The organism is Glycomyces lechevalierae, from assembly GCF_027622945.1.
Lineage (GTDB): Bacteria > Actinomycetota > Actinomycetes > Mycobacteriales > Micromonosporaceae > Glycomyces > Glycomyces rutgersensis.
Genome location: NZ_JAPZVQ010000001.1, coordinates 272,337 through 291,087 on the forward strand (window position 1 = coordinate 272,337; position 18,751 = coordinate 291,087).

At 70.1% G+C, this 18,751-nt stretch carries 17 protein-coding genes; 10 read left to right on the plus strand and 7 right to left on the minus strand.

Annotation, left to right across the window (positions count from 1 at the left end):
• The first annotated feature begins 27 nt into the window (after positions 1-27).
• From O2L01_RS01260 to O2L01_RS01270, 3 genes are all read left to right on the plus strand, one after another.
• Positions 28-1,917, plus strand: a complete 1,890-nt coding sequence (locus tag O2L01_RS01260) for a 3-oxoacyl-[acyl-carrier-protein] synthase III C-terminal domain-containing protein (protein ID WP_270119693.1) — start codon at positions 28-30, stop codon at positions 1,915-1,917.
• A complete protein-coding gene (locus O2L01_RS01265) occupies positions 1,910-2,740 on the plus strand; it encodes a DUF6999 family protein (RefSeq protein WP_270119694.1) in 831 nt (276 codons plus the stop codon). Before O2L01_RS01260 ends, O2L01_RS01265 begins: the two co-directional genes overlap by 8 nt.
• A gap of 130 nt (positions 2,741-2,870) precedes the next feature.
• A complete protein-coding gene (locus O2L01_RS01270; protein ID WP_270119695.1) occupies positions 2,871-3,341 on the plus strand; it encodes a hypothetical protein in 471 nt (156 codons plus the stop codon).
• Positions 3,342-3,516: 175 nt separating this feature from the next.
• Here the strand turns inward: O2L01_RS01270 and O2L01_RS01275 are convergent, their stop codons facing one another.
• From O2L01_RS01275 to O2L01_RS01295, 5 genes are all read right to left on the minus strand, one after another.
• Positions 3,517-4,518 (minus strand): LacI family DNA-binding transcriptional regulator, encoded by a 1,002-nt coding sequence (locus O2L01_RS01275; protein WP_270119696.1) that lies wholly within the window; start codon positions 4,516-4,518, stop codon positions 3,517-3,519.
• A 174-nt stretch (positions 4,519-4,692) separates the two neighbouring features.
• On the minus strand, positions 4,693-5,847 hold the full coding sequence (locus O2L01_RS01280; RefSeq protein WP_270119697.1) for a glycoside hydrolase family 53 protein: 1,155 nt from the start codon (positions 5,845-5,847) through the stop codon (positions 4,693-4,695).
• Positions 5,848-5,852: 5 nt separating this feature from the next.
• On the minus strand, positions 5,853-6,746 hold the full coding sequence (locus tag O2L01_RS01285) for a sugar ABC transporter permease (protein ID WP_270119699.1): 894 nt from the start codon (positions 6,744-6,746) through the stop codon (positions 5,853-5,855).
• Between the two features lie 2 nt (positions 6,747-6,748).
• Positions 6,749-8,119 carry a carbohydrate ABC transporter permease gene (locus O2L01_RS01290; RefSeq protein WP_270119700.1) on the minus strand — a complete coding sequence of 457 codons (1,371 nt, stop codon included), beginning with the start codon at positions 8,117-8,119 and terminating at the stop codon, positions 6,749-6,751.
• 22 nt (positions 8,120-8,141) lie between these two features.
• On the minus strand, positions 8,142-9,491 hold the full coding sequence (locus tag O2L01_RS01295) for an extracellular solute-binding protein (protein WP_270119701.1): 1,350 nt from the start codon (positions 9,489-9,491) through the stop codon (positions 8,142-8,144).
• Between the two features lie 286 nt (positions 9,492-9,777).
• Here O2L01_RS01295 and O2L01_RS01300 point away from each other — a divergent pair, with 286 nt between their 5' ends.
• The 5 genes from O2L01_RS01300 to O2L01_RS01320 all read left to right on the plus strand — a co-directional run bounded on the left by O2L01_RS01300 (position 9,778) and on the right by O2L01_RS01320 (position 15,869).
• Positions 9,778-11,748: a beta-galactosidase gene (locus O2L01_RS01300; protein WP_270119702.1), complete on the plus strand. Its 1,971-nt coding sequence runs from the start codon at positions 9,778-9,780 to the stop codon at positions 11,746-11,748.
• Between the two features lie 65 nt (positions 11,749-11,813).
• Entirely contained in the window at positions 11,814-12,929 is a 1,116-nt protein-coding gene (locus O2L01_RS01305; protein ID WP_270119704.1) for a glycoside hydrolase family 53 protein, read from the plus strand.
• An 82-nt stretch (positions 12,930-13,011) separates the two neighbouring features.
• The gene (locus O2L01_RS01310) at positions 13,012-14,151 is read left to right on the plus strand and encodes a glycoside hydrolase family 53 protein (RefSeq protein WP_270119705.1); all 1,140 of its coding nucleotides are present in this window, start codon (positions 13,012-13,014) and stop codon (positions 14,149-14,151) included.
• A 164-nt stretch (positions 14,152-14,315) separates the two neighbouring features.
• Entirely contained in the window at positions 14,316-14,927 is a 612-nt protein-coding gene (locus tag O2L01_RS01315) for a cysteine hydrolase family protein (RefSeq protein ID WP_270119706.1), read from the plus strand.
• A gap of 12 nt (positions 14,928-14,939) precedes the next feature.
• Positions 14,940-15,869, plus strand: a complete 930-nt coding sequence (locus O2L01_RS01320; RefSeq protein ID WP_270119708.1) for a GlxA family transcriptional regulator — start codon at positions 14,940-14,942, stop codon at positions 15,867-15,869.
• Between the two features lie 27 nt (positions 15,870-15,896).
• Here O2L01_RS01320 and O2L01_RS01325 read toward each other — a convergent pair whose 3' ends face one another.
• Entirely contained in the window at positions 15,897-16,268 is a 372-nt protein-coding gene (locus tag O2L01_RS01325; protein WP_270119709.1) for a DoxX family protein, read from the minus strand.
• 120 nt (positions 16,269-16,388) lie between these two features.
• Between O2L01_RS01325 and O2L01_RS01330 the strand changes: the two genes are divergently transcribed.
• Both O2L01_RS01330 and leuE read left to right on the plus strand, forming a co-directional pair.
• A complete protein-coding gene (locus O2L01_RS01330; RefSeq protein WP_270119710.1) occupies positions 16,389-17,063 on the plus strand; it encodes a TetR/AcrR family transcriptional regulator in 675 nt (224 codons plus the stop codon).
• 274 nt (positions 17,064-17,337) lie between these two features.
• Positions 17,338-17,988, plus strand: coding sequence for a leucine efflux protein LeuE (gene leuE, locus O2L01_RS01335; RefSeq protein ID WP_270119711.1), 651 nt, complete (start codon positions 17,338-17,340; stop codon positions 17,986-17,988).
• Between the two features lie 55 nt (positions 17,989-18,043).
• Here the strand turns inward: leuE and O2L01_RS01340 are convergent, their stop codons facing one another.
• Complete coding sequence (locus O2L01_RS01340; RefSeq protein ID WP_270119712.1) at positions 18,044-18,484, minus strand: group II truncated hemoglobin; 441 nt, start codon at positions 18,482-18,484, stop codon at positions 18,044-18,046.
• Positions 18,485-18,751: the final 267 nt, after the last annotated feature.

Consider the following 18,751-nt stretch of genomic DNA (forward strand, 5'->3'; position numbering starts at 1 on the left):
GGACCTGCTTTTTGAGTAGAAGCGCCGATGCGCGAACCCCTCCGCGCCTTGTCCAATGGAGGCATGAACGCCTACATCACCGCCGCCGGCGCGTACCTCCCCGGTCCCCCGGTCGGCAACGACGAGATCGCGGCGCGCCTCGGCGGGGTCGACGAACGCGGCGACCGGCTGCGCCGCCGCATCCTGGCCGCCAACGGGATCGCCAAGCGCCACTACGCCATGGACGCGCACGGCAACACCACCGAGCTGAACGAGGAGCTGGCCGCCAACGCCCTTCACGCCGCCCTCGACGAACGCGGCCTCGGCGCCGCCGACCTCGACATGCTCGCCACCGCCACCACCCAGGGCGACCTGCTCGTGCCCGGCTTCGGGTCGATGGTCCACGGCCGCTTGGGAGGCGGGCCGATGCAGGTGCTCTCCGCCGCCGGCGTGTGCGCCTCCAGCCTCGCCGCCCTCGATGCGGCCGTGGCGAAAGTACGCCTGGGCGACCGGCGCCGCGCGGCCGTCGTCGGCAGCGAGCTCTCCAGCCGATGGCTGCGCGGCACACGGTTCACGGGAGGCGGCGACGCCGACGCGCACTTCCTGCGCTGGATGCTCTCCGACGGCGCCGGGGCGGTCCTGGTGGAGGCGCAGCCGCGCCCCGACCGGCCCTCGCTGCGCGTCGACTGGGTCCGCACCGTCTCGCTCGCCCACGCCCACGAGGTGTGCATGCGCGCCGGCATGGGCGAAGGCCCCTCCCCCGCCGCCGGGCGCACCTGGCAGGACATGGGCAGCGCTTCCGCCGCCGAACAGGCCGGGATGATGCTGCTGCGCCAGGACACGAGCGCGCTCGGCGCCCTCGCCGAGGCCGGGCTGCGCGAGTTCCAGTCGCTCGCCCGCGAGGGCCTCATCGACCTCGGCAAACTCGACCACGTGCTGTGCCACTACTCGACGAACGCCTTCCGCGACATCGTCTTCGATCAGCTCGCCTCCGCCGGGGCGCAGATCGACACGGACCGCTGGTTCTCCAACCTCGAGACGCGCGGCAACACCGGCGCGGCCTCGATCTTCATCGCCCTGGAGGAATGCTGGCGCACCGGCCGGTTCGAACCCGGCCAGACCATCCTGCTCGCCGTGCCCGAATCGGGCCGGTTCACCTTCGGGTTCGCCCATCTGACCTGTGTGGACGCCGCAGCGGAGACCCCTGCCGCGGCGGCAGTCCCGACGATGCGAGCGGCGACTGCCGTCGTCACCCGTGTCGCACCACGGTCGGACAGCGCTTCGGAGAGCGTCCACGACCGCCTCGCCGCCGTGTGGCAGGAGTTCGAGCAGCGGCTCGACCAGGTGCCCGTCATGCACCGCCTCGGCGAGGGCACCGCCACCATCGAGGACTACCGGCGGCTCCTGTTCAACCTCCGCCAGCAGGTCGCCGACGGCGCCCGCTGGATCTCCCGCGCCGCCTCCAACTTCTCCGTCGACCTGTTCGACCTGCGCAGCGCCGCCATCGGCCACGCCGCCGAAGAGCACCGCGACTTCATGATGATCGAACGCGACTACGCCGCCTGCGGCGGCTCCATCGAGGACATCCGCTCCGGCGAGAAGAACATCGGCTCGGAAGCGTTGTCCGCGTACATGTTCCACACCGCAAGCCAGCCCGACCCGATCGGGCTCCTCGGCGCCATGTTCATCATCGAAGGCCTCGGCACCGGCAAGGCCTCCGAATGGGCCGCCCGCTTCAAGGAGACCCTGCGGCTGCGCGACGACCAGGTCAGCTTCCTCGCCTACCACGGCGAAGCCGACGACGACCACTTCGCGAAACTCCAGGCCATCCTCGACTCGCCGCGCGTCGACGCCGCGGCCGCCGACGCCATCGTCAAGACCGCCAAGGTCGTCGCCCGCCTCTACGCCCTCCAACTGGAAGAACTCGACCATGTCTAAGCCGGCCGGCGGGCCGCTCGCCGACCCGCCCATGTGGGACGCGATGATCGCCGACCCCGCCATGCCCCTCGAACCCGAGGTCGCCAGCATGGTCACCGACGACCAGCGGCGATGGACCCGCACTTGGATCTACCCGGTTCTGCGGCCCGTCTCGCGCGTGCTCGCCCTCGTCATCGTCGCCCTCAAGCGCCTCACTCCGGTGCGCTGGACCGCCCACCGGCTGATGGACCGCCTCTGCCTGTGGTTCCTGCGCCGCTTCGTCTCCCCGCTCGCCGTCGAACTGCTCATCCGCCACTTCGTGATCGAGACCAACCTGCTCAACTTCATCGTCCGCAACACCGCCACCGGCATCGAGCCGGTGGCGCTGCGGCCGGTGAACCTCGCCGGGCTCGGCGACCGGGCCGTCATCGAGCACGACATCAACGTCTACGAAGTGCTCGCCGCCCTCGACATGACGCCCGCCCGGCCGCTCGCCGAGTTGGACTTCGAGGGGCTCGATATGCCGCCGCTCGACCCCGAACCCCACCGGTTCCGGCTCATGCGGCTCGACATCCAGACCGCGCTGTGCCTGATGAACCTGCCGTTCGCCGCGTGCCTGACCCCCGACGAGTACCGGCGGGCCGTGCACTCCATGCGCTTCGACGACTCGATCCTCGCGATCCTGGCCGACCTCACCGGCGACCCGACGTTCCTGCGCTGGCAGAACGGCGACCTCTCGATCCGCGCGGACTCCAACACCGACGTCCCGCACGCGGTGTACCGGCACGCCGTGGTGTGCGAGTACGCGCACGCGCACCTTGCCAGACTCGCGAAACGAATGTGAGAACACGGCTGATCTGTCCGGTTCCCGACAGACCCGTCCGTTTCACGTCAAGAACCCGTCAAGAACGTTGACGCTGGACAATCGCAGTGGTGCGCTTGAGACATCATCGGATCTCTACCGGAGGTGGAAGATGGAGCGCACGCCCTCGACCCCGTACTCCCGCGTCGGCGGCCTGGCCGCCCTCGGCGGCTCGGTGCTCATGGTCGGCTCGATGTTCATGCCCTGGGTCGACACCGCCGGAGGCGGTTCGCTCGACTACTGGCACCTCGCCGGTGTCGACGGCGTCCAGCCCGACACCAAGACCTACGTCCTGTCGCTCGCGCTCATGCTGCTGCTCGTCGTGTGGTGCGCGCTGTACTTCACGCTGCACACGCACGAGACCCGTTCGGTGTGGGCCTTCGGCTCGCTCGCCGGCGCCATGATCATGTACGGCACCGACCTCCTCATCAGTGAAGACCTGCCCGCGAGCTCGCTCGCCGTCGGCGAAGTCGTGGCGGCCGTCGGGCTGTTCCTCGTCGCCGCCGGCTCGATCACGGCGCTCGCCGCCAACATCCCCGAGCCCGTCCCGGTGCGCCACCGGACCGGCAAGGCCTCGCTCTGAGCACACCGCTCACGGCGAGAGGCGGTACCACATCACATGTCACATGCCATGCACCGCGAAGGCGGGGCGCCCACCTCACCGGGGCGCCCCGCCTTCGTCCTTGCCCAGGTCGTTCGCCGGCTCAGGCCTGGCTCTGCCCTTGATCAGGCCCGGCTTCGATCAGGCCTGGTCTTCATCAGGCACTGTCGCGGATGACCAGCTCGGTCGGGAGGATCACCGGCTCGACTGCCTCGTCGTCGAGCAGGGCGATGAGGAGCCGCACGGTCTCCTCCGCGACCTTCGCGAGGGGCTGGCGCACGGTGGTCAGGGCCGGGCGGGTCGCCGAGGCGATGGCCGAGTCGTCGAAGCCGCCGACGGCGACGTCCTCGGGGACGCGGCGTCCGGCCGCGTGGAGCGCCTGGAGTGCCCCGGCGGCCATGAGGTCGGAGGCGACGAAGACCGCGTCGAGGTCCGGCACGTTCTGCAGGAGCCGGTGCATGGCGGCCTCGCCGCCGGCCTGCGTGTAGTCGCTGTGCACGACCATCTGCTTCCCGGCCTTGCGGCCCAGGACGCTCGTGAAGCCTTCCAGGCGGAGCGAGCCGCCGGGCGTGTCGAGCGGGCCGGTGATCATGCCGATCTTGCGGCGTCCCTGCTCGACCAGGTACTCGGCCATGGCGCGGGCGCCGCCGCGCTCGTCGGCCGCCGCGTACGGGATCACCGATTCGCGGCCGAGGACCGCGCCCTGCGCGACCGCGGGCACGTCGGCCCGTTCGATCTCGTCGAGCAGCGGGTCCCCCGCGTGGGTGGAGATGAGCAGCGCGCCGTCGGCGTGGCCGCCGCGCAGGTAGCGGGCCACCCGCTCCCGGCCGCCGTCGTCGCCGGCGATCATGAGCACCAGCGACATGTCGCGCTCGGCGAGCTGGTTCGTGGCGACGCGCATGAGCACCGAGAAGTTCGGGTCCTCGAACAGCCGCTCCTGCGGCTCCGAGAGGACCATGACGATCGAGCCGGTGCGGCTGGTCTTGAGGCTCCTCGCGGCCCGGTTGACGACGTATCCGGTCTCTGCGACCGCGCGCCGCACCGCGGCTTCCGCGGACAGCGAGACGTTCGACTTGCCGTTGAGGACACGCGAGACCGTGCCGCGCGAGACGCCCGAGGCCTCGGCCACGTCGTGGATCGTCGGTCGTTTCCGTGTCAAGATGCTCAGCTCTCCCTTGTGTCTCACTCGATTATCGCTCGCCTCGGCCTTCGGCTCGGGCCGAGGCCCGCTCCGAGTCCCGAGCCGAGCGGTGTGCGGGGCGGCCGCCCAAGGGGACGGCGGCCGCTCGGCAGGTGCCGCACGTGGTGCTCGAACCGTTGCGCCGCACGGCGGTCACCCGCCCCCCAGTGCCCGCAGGGACGGCAGCGCGTTCCCGTCGAAGTCGAACAGCGCCTGGTTGGCCCAGGAGCTGCCGTGCTCGTCGACCACGTCGTCGCCGTACTCCATGCCGGCCCGCGAGGCCCAGGTGGTGCCGTCGACCGGGAGCCACGCGGGCTCCCAGTAGACGACGCCGAGGCCGTGCCCGCCGGGAGCGGCGTCCACAGTGGTGTAGAGGTCGCGCAGGAACGCCGTCTGCCCTTCGGGTGAGGCCGGGTAGCCTCCGGTTTCGGCGAGCTCCGGTCTGAACACCTGGTGGTGCCCGGCCGGGGAGGCCCCGGTCCACGCGTACGCGGTCTCGACCACGACGAGGTCGCTCCCGTAGCGGTCGGCGAGGTCGTTCAGGTTGGCGCCCAAGTCTTTCAGGGTGCCGTGCCAGTACGGGTAGTAGGACAGGCCGATCACGTCGAAGTCGAGGCCACGTGCGGTCGCCTGGTCGAACCAGCCGCGGTACAGCTCGTTCGCGCCGCCGAAGTCGAGGTGGATCATCACCCGCGCCCCGCCCGCCTCGCGGACCGCCGCGATCCCGGCCTCGAGGAGCCCGGCGAGCCGGTCGAAGGCCTCGGGGTCCTCGCGCTCGAAGCGCCGCTCGGCGTCGATGAACTTGGGCGTCTTGCCTTCCGGCCAGAGCATCCCGTTCGTGATCTCGTTGCCTACCTGCACCATGTCCGGGGACGCGCCGGCCGCCGCGAGGGCGGCGAGCACGTCGGAGGTCCAGTCGTGCACGCGCGCTTCGAGTGCGGCCCCGGCGAGGCCGCGCCACGCCTTGGGCGTGGACTGCTTCTTCGGGTCCGTCCAGAAGTCCGAGTAGTGCAGGTCGAGCAGGACCGCGTGGCCCGCCGCCTTGGCGCGGCGGGCCAGCGCGATCGTGGTCGCGAGGTCGTTCGTGCCGCCCATGTACGGTTCGCCGCGGTCGTCGCGCGGGTCCACCCAGAGTCGCAGGCGGATCCAGTTGACGCCTTGCGAGGCAAGGAGCTCGAAGAGGTCGTGCGCGGTGCCTGCGGCGCGGAAGACCGCACCGCGCTGCTCGATCTCGGCGGTCATGGAGACGTCGGCGCCCCGGATGGGCAGCGGCGACTTCGGCGACGCTTGCGAGCCGTCGATGTGCACTGCGACTACCCTTTCTCCGCGCCCGCGGCGGCACCGGTGACGAGGTACCGCTGCAGGACGATGTACAGGACGGTGATCGGCAGGGCGAGGACCACGGCGCCGGCGGCGAACGTGGTGTACGAGTTGGCGTACTCGGAGCTGATCATGTTGAACAGGCCGAGGGCCACGGTCTGCTTGTCCGCGCTCTGCAGCACGAGCCGGGGCAGGATGAAGTCCATCCACGGCAGCGTGAACTGCGTGATCGCCACGAAGGTGAGCATGGGGCGCATGAGCGGCAGGATGATGCGCGCGAAGATCGTGAGGCGCCCGGCGCCGTCGATCGCGGCGGCCTCGTCGAGGCTCGCGGGCAGGTTGTCCGTGTAGCCCTTCATGAGCCAGATGTTGTACGGCAGGGCCCCGGCGATGCTCACGAGCGCGAGGCCGGTGAGCGAGTCGAGCAGGCCGAAGTTCAGGAAGAGCATGTACACGGCGATGGCGGCCAGGAAGGCCGGGAACATCTGCAGGATGAGGATGCTCAGCAGGCCGGCCTTGCGGCCCTTGAACTTGACGCGGGAGAACACATACCCGCAGATCGCGGCGAGCACGACCGAGCCGGCCATGTTGAACACGGCGACGTAGAGCGAGTTGAGGTACCAGCGGCCGTACGAGGTCTCGGTGAAGAGGTCCGCGTAGTGCGCGATGGTCGCCTCGGACGGGAACGGCGAGACCTCGCCGAGGCCGTCGCCGGGGCTGAGCGAGGCGCCGACGACCCACAGGAGCGGGAAGATCACGATGGCGGCGACGACGGCGAGTTCGAGGTGGATGAGGACGGTGGAGAGGCCCTCGCGGCGGGGTTTGCGGCGGCCGCGTGGTGCGGCGGTCCCGCTCGGGGCGGGGCGTTCGGCAAGTTGCGTTGTCATGGTCAGAGCTCCCGGATCGCCTTGGAGCGGTTGAGGTTCCACACGGAGATCGTGCCGACGATGAGGAAGATGAAGAGGCTCATCACGGCGCCGATGTTGTAGAGCTGGGTCTCGAAGGTGAGCTTGAAGAGCCAGGTGACGAGTAGGTCGGTGCTGCCCGCGAAGCGGTAGTCGGCGTTGTCGGGGCCGCCTTCGGTGAGGAAGTAGACCACGCCGAAGTTGTTGAAGCTCGAGACGAACGAGAGGATGAGCAGCGGCGCGACGGTCTTGTGGACCACCGGCAGGGTGATGTGGCGCAGTTGCTGGAAGGCGCTGGCGCCGTCCATGCGGGCGGCCTCGTAGTAGCTGGCGTCGATGTTGGTGAGCACGCCGCCGACGAGGGCCATGAAGAACGGGAAGGTGAGCCACAGGTTGATGAGGAGCACCACGGTGCGGGCGAGGTTCGGGTTGGAGGCGTCGGTGAACCAGTAGATGCGGTCGTCGGTGAGGCCGACGTCGACGAGCCACTGGCTGACGGGCCCGAACTGGCCGTTGAACATGGAGCGGAACACGAGGGCCGAGACGATCGCGGGGACGGCCCAGGGCAGCAGGAAGATCGAGCGCCAGACGCGCGGGAACCGGACTTTCTTGTTTGCGAGGAGGACGGCTTGGAAGAAGCCGAGGGCGTAGGAGGCGACGGTGGTGACGAGCGCGAACACGAAGGTCCAGGCGAGGACGCCGAGGAACGTGTCCGTCCAGGCGGAGCCGGAGAGGATCGCGCCGAAGTTGTCGAAGCCGACCCAGTCGACGAGGTTCTTGGGCGGCAGGTGGTCGCGGTTGTAGTTCGTGAACGCGACGAGGATGACGAAGAGGACCGGGAGGACGGACATGAAGACGACGAGCACGAGCCCCGGGGAGAGCATGATGTACGCGAAGGCGTTGTCCCACAGGCGCTTGTAGTAGGTCGCGGAGGATTCGCGGGGGCCGCCGGCGTTGAGGGCGGCGCGGTACCCGGCGGCGTCGCGGACGCCCCAGATCCAGATGATCGCGAGCAGCGCCAGGACGAGCAGCGCGATGAGGCCGCTGGCCAGAAGGGTGACGGAGTTGTCGCCTTCGGAGAGCCCGGTGAGGGTCATCTGCCGCGACTGGGTGCCGAGGGTGAACAGGCCCCAGAGGCCCTTGACGAAGAACCCGCCGTTGCTGCGCGGCGTGTAGTCCATTCCGGCGTAGTAGTTGCCGGAGGCGATCTCCCAGCCGACCAGGCCTGCGAAGAACGCGAAGTAGAAGGCGGCTTTGCCCGCCTGGCGGTTGATCAGCTGGCCGGCCCCCCACACCAGTGCCGAGGCGAGGCCCGGCACCAGTGCGGGGAGTCGACCGCTCGGAGCGTTGCTCATCGTGCGATAAGTCCCGGTGGTCCTAGAGTCCGTGCAGCTCGTTGTAGGTGTCGACGGCCTTGGTCTGGGCGTCGGCGGTGGAGCTCAGGGAGTCCCAGACGTCGACGGCGAGGGTGTTGCCGACCTCCCAGAAGTACTCGGGGACCTGCGGGATGAGGTCGGCCTGGGCGGACTGCTCGACGATGCCGGCCACGTGCGGGTCGTCGGCGAGGCCCGCGATGCCGGCGAGCAGGTCGGAGTTGAGGGCGGGGATCTGGCCGGTCGCGGCGTAGAGGGCGGCGGCTCCGGCGTCGGAGGCGAGGAACGCGGCGAAGACGCGGGCGGCGGCCGGGTACTTCGTGTAGCCGGAGACGACGGCGGTGTGCATGCCGGCGAAGGAGCTGGCGGGTTCGCCGCCGTCGACGCTGGGCAGGACGGTCACGCCGTACTCGAAGCCGTTGGCCTCGGCGCCGGTGTCGGAGTCGGCGAAGGCCCAGGGGCCGTTGATGGCGTAAGGGGTCTTGCCGGCGGCGAACTCCTGGCGGATGTTCTCCTCGGTGGCGTCAGCGGCGGGCACGTCGAAGACCTCGCGGAGGCCCGCGTAGTAGTCGAGGGCCGCGATGAGCTTCGGGTCGTCGAAGTTCGGCTTGGCCGGGTCGAGGTCGGGGTAGAGCTGCCAGCCGGTCGCGGAGAGGATCGAGTAGGCGTGGTAGATCTCGCCGGGGGTGAACTGGATCGTCCACTGGTTCTTCGACGCGTCGTTGTACTCGGCGGCGAGGGTCTTGATCTCCTCCCAGGTGGCGGCCGGGACGTCGGAGCCGGTGAGCTGCTTGAGGAGGGTCTTGTTGTAGAACAGCGCGATCGACTCGGTGGTGACCGGGACGGCGTGCATGGTGTCGTCCTCGCCGCCGGAGACGACGCCGGTGAAGGTCTCGCTCATGCGGCCCTTGAAGACGGTCTCGTACTCGCCCAGCGGCGCGGCGACGCCCTGGTCGATGGCGCGGGCGAGCTGGTCGTAGAAGGACATGTAGACGTCGGCGCCCTGGCCGGCCTCGCCGGCGGTGGTCATCTTCTCGACGGCGTCGTTCTGGGGCACGAGCTCGTACTCGACCTTCACGCCCGGGAACTGCTCGGTGAAGGCGGCGATCATGGCTTCGGCGAGGTAGTCCTGCTCGAACCAGACCTTGAGGGAGGCCTTGCCGGAGGCGATGTCCTCCTCCATCACGTACTGCTGGGCGTCGGCGTCCCACTCGAGGCCGCCGCTCTGGGCGTTCTCGTCTTCTTCCGGTCCGCCGCAGGCGGCGAGGGTCCCGGCCGCGGCGACGCCGCCGCCGAGGGCGAGGAGGTTGCGGCGGTTGAGGGAGGGTCCCGCGTGAGCACCGTTGCTGCGCATGTCAAGTCCTTGTCTCGGTGAGTGGTGGGCCTGGTCGGCGCTGGGCGTATGAAGCGCGCCACCAGGTCGTGATCGTTGCTGTGAACGTTTACACGAATCTAGCGACCCGCGACTCACTTGGCAACCAAGTTTTGCGCCTAATGTCCGCTTTTAGAACAAAGATTCTTCATGAAACGATCACAATTTTGAAACAGCGCTCGACAGAACCTCAGGTTGCGCGATCGTCAGGCGTCGAGTACTGTGCACGTTCACAGGCATTGATGCAAGGAACCTCACAGGAGACACGGTGCAGACCATTCGCTACGGAGGCGACTACAACCCCGAACAGTGGCCCGAGGAGGTCTGGCACGAGGACGTCCGCCTCATGAGGGAGGCGGGGGTGAACCTCGTCAGCCTCGGGGTCTTCAACTGGGGCCTCATCGAACCCGCCCCCGGCGAATACGACTGGACCGGCCTCGACAAGGTCGTCGACCTCCTGCACGGGAACGGCATCGGCGTCGACATGGGCACCCCCACCTCGGCCCCGCCCTCATGGCTGCGCCGCGCCCACCCCGAGATCCGCCTCGTCGACCGCGAGGGCCGCGCCATGGCCCCGGGCTCTCGCCACGGCGTGTGCCCCTCCCACCCGGTCTACAACGACGCGTGCGCTCACATCGTCGAGCAGCTCGCGTCCCGCTACGGCAAGCACCCGGCCGTCGAGATGTGGCACCTGCACAACGAGTACGGCTGGGCCAACGTCCAGTGCTACTGCGAGGTCTCCGCCGCGCACTTCCGCCGCTGGCTCGCGGAAGAGTACGGGGACGTGGACGCGCTCAACGAGGCCTGGGGCACCGCCTTCTGGGGCCTCACGTACCGCGACTTCGACCAGGTCGAGGCCCCCGCGATCGCCCCGCCCGGCGTCAACCCGGCCCTGCAGCTCGACTGGATGCGCTTCTCCAACGACGCGCACATCGCCAACTACCGGCTCCAGCGCGACATCATCGCCCTGCACTCCGAGGCGCCCGCGACCACGAACTTCATGGTGCCCAACTGCAAGGACATGGACTACTTCCGCTGGGCCGAGCACGTGGACGTCGTCTCCAACAACCACTACCTCATCGCCGAGCGCGAAGAGCACGAGATCGAGCTCGCCCTGAGCGCCGACCTCACCCGCGCCGTCGCCGGCGGCCCGTGGATGATCATGGAGCACTCCACGTCCGCCGTGAACTGGCAGCCGCGCAACATCGCCAAGACCCCCGGCGAAATGCGCCGCAACTCCCTCTCGCACGTCGCCCGCGGCGCGGACGGCCTCATGTTCTTCCAGTGGCGGGCCTCCCGCGCCGGCTCCGAGAAGTTCCACTCCGCGATGGTCCCCCACGGCGGCACCGACACCCAGGTGTGGCGCGACGTCGTCGCCCTCGGCAACGACCTCGAGAAGATCAAGGCCGTGGTCGGCGCGGACGTGCACGCCGAGGTCGCCGTCCTGTGGGACTGGGAGTCCTGGTGGGCCCTCGAACTCGAATGGCGCCCTTCGGTGGAGCTCGATTTCCGCGAGCGCGTCGAGGCCTACTACGGGTCGCTGTGGAAGCAGCACGTCACCGTCGACTTCGCGCACCCCGAGGCCGACCTCGGCCGCTACAAGGCCGTGATCGCGCCGTCCTCGTACCTGCTCACCGCCGCCGCGGCGAAGAACCTGCGCGGGTACGTGGAGAGCGGCGGGCACCTGCTCGTCTCCTACTTCTCCGGGATCGTCGACGAGCACGACATGGTCCACCCCGGCGCACACGCCGCCGTGCTGCGCGAGACGCTCGGCCTGTGGGTCGAGGAGTTCCACCCGCTGCACGAGGGCACCCGGCTCGCCCTGACCTCGGAGGGCTCCGAACCCGTCGGCACCGGCCGAATCTGGTCCGAGCATGTGCGGCTCGACGGCGCGGAGGCCTTGGCGGCGTTCGCCGAAGGCCCCGACGCTGGCCGCCCGGCTATCACCAGGCACCGCGTCGGCTCCGGCACCGCGTGGTACTCGGCCACCGCGCTGGACGACGCCACTGGCCTGCGGGCACTCCTCGCGGAGGTGCTCGACGCCGCCGGAGTCGAACGGCCGCAAGGCCTTCCGGACGGGCTCGAAGCGGTCCGCCGCGGCCCCTTGAGTTTCCTGATCAACCACACCGGTCAGGACCAGCACGTCCCGGACCTCCGGGGCACCGACGCGCTCACCGGCGCCGCCTACGCGGACGGCGTCCCGGTCCCCGCCGGAGCGGTCGTCATCGTCGCGCACTAGCGCCGAACCCGCCGCGGCCCGAGGGGCCGCCTCCCCCACCACCACCTCTGAAGGACGTGATCGCAATGAAGCGACGAACAGCCCTCACCACCGCCGCCGCGGCCCTCGCCGCGCCGGCCCTGGCACTCGGCGCCGCCGAGTCCGCCCAGGCCCAGACCGCGTTCGCGCGCGGCGCCGACATCTCCAGCCTCGCCAAGTCCGAAGCCAAAGGCGGCGTGTACATGTGGGCCGACGGCTGGAAGGAGGACGCCGTCTGGATCCTCCAGAAGAGCGGCGTCAACTGGATCCGCCTCAAGGTCTGGGTCAACCCCGCCGACGGCTACAACGACAAGACGCACGTCGTCAACGTCGCCAAGCGCGCCCGCGCCGCCGGGATGAACGTGCTCGTCGACTTCCACTACACCGACACCTGGGCCGACCCGGGCGCGCAGACCAAGCCCGCGGCCTGGACGAACTACAGTGTCGCGCAACTGAAGACCGCCGTGTACAACCACACCGCCGACGTCCTCGGGGCGCTGAGCGCCGCCGGCGCGGCCCCGCAGATGGTGCAGGTCGGCAACGAGCTCAACGCCGGGATGCTGTGGCCGCAGGGCCGCTACGACCAGCTCGACAACCTCGCGCAGTTCCTCATCTCCGGGGCCAACGCGGTGCGCGCCACCGTGCCGGCCGCGAAGGTCATGCTGCACCTCGCCGAGGGCGGCAACAACTCCGTGTTCCGCTGGTTCTTCGACGCCATGAAGTCCCGCGGGGTCACCTGGGACGCCATCGGCGCCTCGTACTACCCGTACTGGCACGGCTCCCTCTCGGGCCTCCAGTCGAACCTCAACGACATGGCCTCGCGCTACGGCAAACCCGTGTACGTCGTCGAGACCGCGTACCCGTTCAACCCCGGCGACCGGGACGGCTTCGGCAACATCATCAGCGACGCCACGCCCGTCGCGGGCTACCCGGCCAGCTACACCGGGCAGTCCAATATGCTCACCGCCATCGCCGACGTCGTGAAGAACGTGCCGAACGGCCGCGGCGCGGGCGTGTTCTGGTGGGAGGCCACCTGGACCGCCGTCGCCGGCAACGGCTGGGACCCGTACGACCCGAACAGCAAGAACGGCTGGGAGAACCAGGCCCTGTTCGACTTCGCCTGGAAGGCCACCCCGGCGCTCAAGACGCTCGGCACCCTCTAGCCACCCCCTGGCGGGCCGGTCCCGCGCCGCACTGCGCTCGACCGGCCCGCCGATCCCCCTCCCCCAGAACGGAAAGCACCGCATGAAGCGCAGAACCGCCCTCACCGCCGCCGGCGCCGGGGTCCTCGGCCTCGGCGCGGCCGCCGCCGCCACCCCGGCCCTCGCCGAGTCCTTCGGAAGCGACCGCCCGTCCGAGCAGGGCTTCGTCCGCGGCGCCGACATCTCCGGCCTCATCAAGAACGAGGACTTCGGCGCGGTCTACCGCCGCGCCGACGGCAGCCGCGGCGACGCCGTCGAGATCCTCGCCGAGCACGGCGTCAACTGCATCCGCGCCAAGGTCTGGGTCGACCCCGCCGACGGCTACAACACCAAGACCCAGGTCGTCGAACTCGGCAAGCGCGCCAAGCGGGCCGGCATGGACCTCCTGGTCGACTTCCACTACTCCGACACCTGGGCCGACCCGGGCAAGCAGTACAAACCCGCCGCCTGGACCGCGATGAGCTTCGCCGACCTCAAGACGGCCGTCTACGAGCACACCGCGGACGTGCTCACCGCCCTCAAGCGGGCCGGGGTCAAGCCCTCGCTCGTCCAGGTGGGCAACGAGACCAACGGCGGGCTCATCTGGCCCGACGGCCGCTGGGACCAGCTCGAGCAGATGGCGGAGCTGCTCACCGCCGGCTGCGACGCGGTCGCGGACGTGCTCCCCAAGGCGCGGACGATCCTGCACCTCGCCGAGGGCGGCAACAGCGGCGCGTTCCAGTGGTTCTTCGACAACGCCGTGGCGAACGGCGTGCCGTTCCACGCGATCGGCGCGTCCTTCTACCCGTACTGGCACGGCGAGCTCAGCGGCCTGGCCGCCAACCTGAACGACCTCGCGACCCGGTACGGCAAGCCGCTGTACGTGGTCGAGACGGCCTACCCGTTCACCACCGAGGACTCGGACGGGTTCGCGAACATCATGACCGACCCCGAACCGGTGCCCGGCTTCCCGTCGAGCCCGGAGAACCAGTCGTACTGGATCGAGGCGATCGCAGACGTCGTCAAAGCCGTCCCCGATGGACTCGGCAAGGGCCTGTTCTGGTGGGAGGCCACCTGGACGGGCGTCGCCGGCGCGGGCTGGGACCCGGCCGATCCCGCCAGCGGCAACGGCTGGGAGAACCAGGCCCTGTTCGACTTCGACGGCAAGGCGCTCCCCGGCCTGCGGACCCTCGGCGGCCTCTAGACCCCTCACGAGGACGGCCGTGCCGTCCGATCGGACGCCGCCCACCGGGTCGAGACAGGGCGGTGAAAGACCGGGCGGCACGGCCTTGACCGTGACCAGATCCGCCCGCCGCCAGGCGTGATCGTGCCTGGCCGCAGGCGTTCCCGGCGACGAGGATTGACCGCATGAGAACCGCACTCTTCGTCATCGACGTCCAGGAATCCTTCCGCCAGCGCCCCAACTGGGCCGCCATGTCGAACCCCGGCATCGTCGACTCGATCAACCCGCTCGTCGAGACCGCCCGCGACAACGGCGACCTCGTGGTGTGGGTCCGCCACGTCGAGCCGGGGACCGGCAACGTGTTCGACCCGGCGCGGGGGTTCGTCGAGTACCTGCCCGGCCTCAAACCCCTTGCGGGCGAGCCGGAACTGGTCAAGACCTCCCACAACCCGTTCACCACGACGAACGCGCAGCAGATCCTCGTGCAGCACGGGGTCGGCGAGGTCGCCGTGACCGGGATCCGCACCGAGCAGTGCTGCGAAACGACCGCGCGCGTCGCCTCGGACCTGGGGTACCGGACCGTCTTCGTCACCGACGCGACCTCCACGAACCCGATCGAGCACCGCGACGCGCCGCCCGGCCGGGACCTCGCCGAGATCCTGGCGGACCCGCGCACGCTCGGCACGCGCGAGATCATCGAGCGGACCGAGTACGCGCTGGCGGGGCGGTTCGCGACGGTCACGGGGGTGGACGCGCTGGTGCGCGAGTGGCAGGATCGTGCTTCCGGTCGCGAGTGAGGGGTGAACGCGGTGTCCGAGGTGGTCTTCCTGCTCGTGCCGAAGCTGCACCTGCTCGATCTGGCGGGCGCCGCGCAGGTCTTCTCGACCGCGGCGGACGAGCTGGCCGAATCGGGCACGGCCGGGGGCTACCGGCTGCGGTACGTCGCCGAGGATCCGGAAGTGCCCACGGCGCAAGGGCTTCCCGTGAAGGCTGAGACGGCCTGGCCGCGGCTCGGCCCCGGGGATCTCGTGATGGTACCGGGCTGGCGCTCCCCCGGCACGGCCGGCGGGCCGCGGCTCACGGCCGCGCAGGCGAGGCATCTGTTCGACCACCACCGCATCGGCGGCACCGTGGCGAGCGTCTGCTCGGGCGCTTTTGCGCTCGGGCAGGCGGGCCTGCTCGACGGGCGGCGGTGCACGACGCACCACGACCTGCAGGAGGAGTTGGCGAGCCGCTTCCCTGAAGCGTCAGTGATACGTGACGTCCTCTACACCGAGGACGAGCGCGTGGTCACCTCGGCGGGCATCGCCAGCGGCATCGACCTGGCGCTGCACCTCGTCGCGGTGCGGCACGGGCCGGCGCTGGCCGCGAGGGTGGCGCGCGAGATGGTGGTCTTCGCGCGCCGCAACGGCGACGACCCGCAGGCGAGCGCGATGCTCCGCCACCGCTCGCACCTCTCGGACGCGGTGCACCGGGTCCAGGACCGGATCGACGCGCAGTTCACGAAGCCGCTGCGCCTGCCCGATCTCGCGGCCTCGTCGGGGGTCTCGCAGCGGACGCTCACGCGGCAGTTCGCGGAGGCGACGGGCATGACCCCGCTGCGGTACCAGTCGGTGCTGCGGCTCGAACGCGCCGAGCACCTGATCGGGCAGGGCGCGACGGTCGACGCGGCGGCGCGGGCGGTCGGGTTCGCTGACGCGAGGATGCTGCGGCGCCTGCGGGCGGGCGCCGCAGCGTGAACCGCCGTTCGATTGCGGCCGTTCGGGTTAGAAGCTGTAGGGGCCGAAGCGGCCCCAGGCCACGATCGCGGCGAGGATCAGGATCACGGCGTTGATCGTGATGCTGGAGTACTCGCCCTTGCGGAAGTGGTAGATCGCGGCGAACACCATGATCAGGCCGAGGCCGACCGCGGCGAGCGGGGTGAGGATCACGGCGATGCCGGTGAGGGCGGGCAGGATCAGGCCGATCGCGGCGAGGACCTGCGAGGTGCCGATGAGCTTGACCGCGGCGAGCGGGAAGTCGGTGACCCAGGGGAAGTTGCCGACGAGCTTCTCCTTGGGCTGGGTGGCCTTCAGCGAGCCCGAGTAGAGGAAGGCGGCGGCGAGCAGGCCTTGCAGGATCCAGAGGAACACGTTCATGGGGGCGATCTCCTTGGCTGTTGCGCGGGGCGGCTCCAGAAGTGGAACGCCCTATCCGTTAACGTCGGCCAGTGTAACAACCTAAGCGGATAGGGCATTCCACTTGGTTAGGATGTCGGGATGGAACCGAGTGCCGAGAGCGGCATGTGCAAGCGTGTGAAGCGGCTGCGCAGCGACGCCGAGCAGAACCGCGACCGGATCGTCGAGGCGGCCCGGGCGGCCTTCCGGCGTGAGGGGCTGAGCGTCTCGATGGCGAGCATCGCGCGCGCCGCCGGGGTCGGGATCGCGACGCTGTTCCGCCGGTTCCCGACCCGCATGGAGCTGATCGCGGCGGTCTTCGAGGACGCCCTCCGCGAATGCCGCGACGCGGCGGTGGCCGCGCGCGACGCCGAGGTCGCCTGGGACGGCTTCCGGGAGTTCGTCGAGACGGTGTGCGGGCTGCAGGCGGCGAATCGCGGGTTCGCCGAGGTCCTGACCATGAACTACGGCGCGCTCAAGTCGCTTGAACGCCAGCGCCAGGAGACGTATCGGGCCTTCGCGGACCTGATCGGGCGCGCGAAGAAGGAGGGGCGCCTGCGGGAGGACTTCTCCCCCGAGGATCTGCCGATCCTCCTGATGGCGAATGCGGGCGTGCTGCGGGCGGTCGGCGACGCGGCGCCCGAGGCGTCGAAGCGGCTGGTGGGCCACATGCTCCGCGCGTTCTCGGAGAGCGGCACGGAGCAGCTGCCGCCCGCCCCGAGCTCGAAGGCGCTGATGCGCGGCATCGCGCGACAGCGGCGGTCCGCCGAGTCCTGAGCGTCCGTGGTGGCATGTGACCGGTGATATGTCACCTACCTCAGGAGTCGGAGCTCCGGCCTTGAGGCGGTGGGGACCGTGCCGCAGAAGACTCCGTCGCAGTGGTCGCAGCGCTCTCCGCGTTCGCGGACCCGCCTTGCGCTCGAGATCACGGTTGCCGCTGCCGCCGGACCGCCAATAGACTGACGGGGTTTCGCTCGGCGGCGGGCCCGAGGCCTCGGCCGCCGAGGTCTGCCGTGCCCCGCTCGACCGTTCGCCCCGAGAGGATCCGCCCGTGTTCGGCACCGTCGACCTGTGGACCTATGTCGTCGCCACCGTGCTCATCATCCTGCTGCCGGGGCCGAACTCGCTGTACGTGCTGTCGGTGGCGTCGCGCAAGGGCCGCCGGGCCGGGTTCCAGGCCGCTTCGGGCGTGTTCCTGGGCGATTCGGTGCTGATGGTCGCGTCGGCCGCCGGGCTCGCGTCGATGTTCGCGGCCTCGCCGGTGCTGTACAACCTGGTGCGCTGGGCGGGCGTCGCGTATCTCGCGTACCTGGCCTTCGGTCTCCTGCGCGGCGGCTGGAAGACCTGGCGCGCGGCGCGGCGCGGAGAGCCGCTGGAGGCGAAGGTCCTCGAGGTGGGGTCGGCGAACGAGCGGCCGTTCGTGCGGGCGCTCATCGCGAGTCTGCTGAACCCGAAGGCGATCCTGTTCTTCGTGGCGTTCTTCGTGCAGTTCGTGGATCCGGGCTACGCGTGGCCGGTGCTCAGCTACGGCGTGCTGTTCGTGATCCTGCAGTGCTGCTCGATGGTGTACCTCTCGACGTTGATCGTCGCGGGCGACGGCCTGGCCCAGACCTTCCGGCGTCGCCGCCGGCTCGCCGCGGCCGGCAACGGCGTCGTCGGCGCGGTCATGATCGCCTTCGCCGCCAAACTCGCCACCGGCTGACGGCGGCGCGCCCGGTGCCATGTGACATGTCACCGGTGACGCGCCACCGCCTTCGCTACCAGCGCGGGACTTCCTGGCAGGGGTGGAGGTCGTCCTCGCCCTTGGCGTGCGAGTTGACCTGGGCGACTTCGGTGCCGAAGACGATGTAGTCGTGGAGCGAGGTGCGGAGCTTGTCGTCCCCAGGTGCGTGCTCGCTGACGGCCTTGTCGAAGAGTTCGATGAAGCGGGCGCGCTGCTCGTCGGTGATCTGGAGCCCGCGGTGGGCGGCGAGGAGCGTGCCGAAGCCGCCGAGTTCGTCGGTGTAGCGGGAAGGGCCGCCGAAGACCTCCGCGAGGAACGCGGTGAGGTGGTCGACGTGGTGGGCCGCTCCCGCGCCGAACAGGGGTTGGAGGACCGGGTCCTTGAGGACCGAGCCGTAGAAGGCGTCGACGGTCTGGTGGAGGGTGTCCTCGCCGCCGACCTGCTCGTAGATCGTGGTGGTATCGCCGTCGCTCATCGGGGTGTCCTTTCAGCGGGTGGAGTCCTTGTCCCCCAAGGGCTCTCACGGTCGACTGTAGTCCGGTTCCGGGCGGGCGGGCCATCCGAGCGCCGCGAAGCGCGCTGGCGCGGCCGAGCCGGGGGTGAAGGTTGCGGCTTCGGAGCGGTGCGGTCCGGTGCTCCGGGAACGCGTTCGGGGAGGTCAGAGCAGAAGGGCTGGCGGGGACCGCTTATCCTGGAGGCGAAGACGAGGCCGGGGGCGCGTGCGGGTATGCGCTCCCGGCCT

Coding starts and splice junctions, on each gene's coding strand:
- O2L01_RS01315 (WP_270119706.1), top strand. CDS start 14,316: ATGAGAACCGCACTCTTCGTCATCGACGTCCAGGAATCCTTCCGCCAG.
- O2L01_RS01265 (WP_270119694.1), top strand. CDS start 1,910: ATGTCTAAGCCGGCCGGCGGGCCGCTCGCCGACCCGCCCATGTGGGAC.
- O2L01_RS01340 (WP_270119712.1), bottom strand. CDS start 18,484: ATGAGCGACGGCGATACCACCACGATCTACGAGCAGGTCGGCGGCGAG.
- O2L01_RS01270 (WP_270119695.1), top strand. CDS start 2,871: ATGGAGCGCACGCCCTCGACCCCGTACTCCCGCGTCGGCGGCCTGGCC.
- O2L01_RS01310 (WP_270119705.1), top strand. CDS start 13,012: ATGAAGCGCAGAACCGCCCTCACCGCCGCCGGCGCCGGGGTCCTCGGC.
- O2L01_RS01260 (WP_270119693.1), top strand. CDS start 28: ATGCGCGAACCCCTCCGCGCCTTGTCCAATGGAGGCATGAACGCCTAC.
- O2L01_RS01325 (WP_270119709.1), bottom strand. CDS start 16,268: ATGAACGTGTTCCTCTGGATCCTGCAAGGCCTGCTCGCCGCCGCCTTC.
- O2L01_RS01330 (WP_270119710.1), top strand. CDS start 16,389: ATGGAACCGAGTGCCGAGAGCGGCATGTGCAAGCGTGTGAAGCGGCTG.
- O2L01_RS01290 (WP_270119700.1), bottom strand. CDS start 8,119: ATGAGCAACGCTCCGAGCGGTCGACTCCCCGCACTGGTGCCGGGCCTC.
- O2L01_RS01295 (WP_270119701.1), bottom strand. CDS start 9,491: ATGCGCAGCAACGGTGCTCACGCGGGACCCTCCCTCAACCGCCGCAAC.
- O2L01_RS01285 (WP_270119699.1), bottom strand. CDS start 6,746: ATGACAACGCAACTTGCCGAACGCCCCGCCCCGAGCGGGACCGCCGCA.
- O2L01_RS01305 (WP_270119704.1), top strand. CDS start 11,814: ATGAAGCGACGAACAGCCCTCACCACCGCCGCCGCGGCCCTCGCCGCG.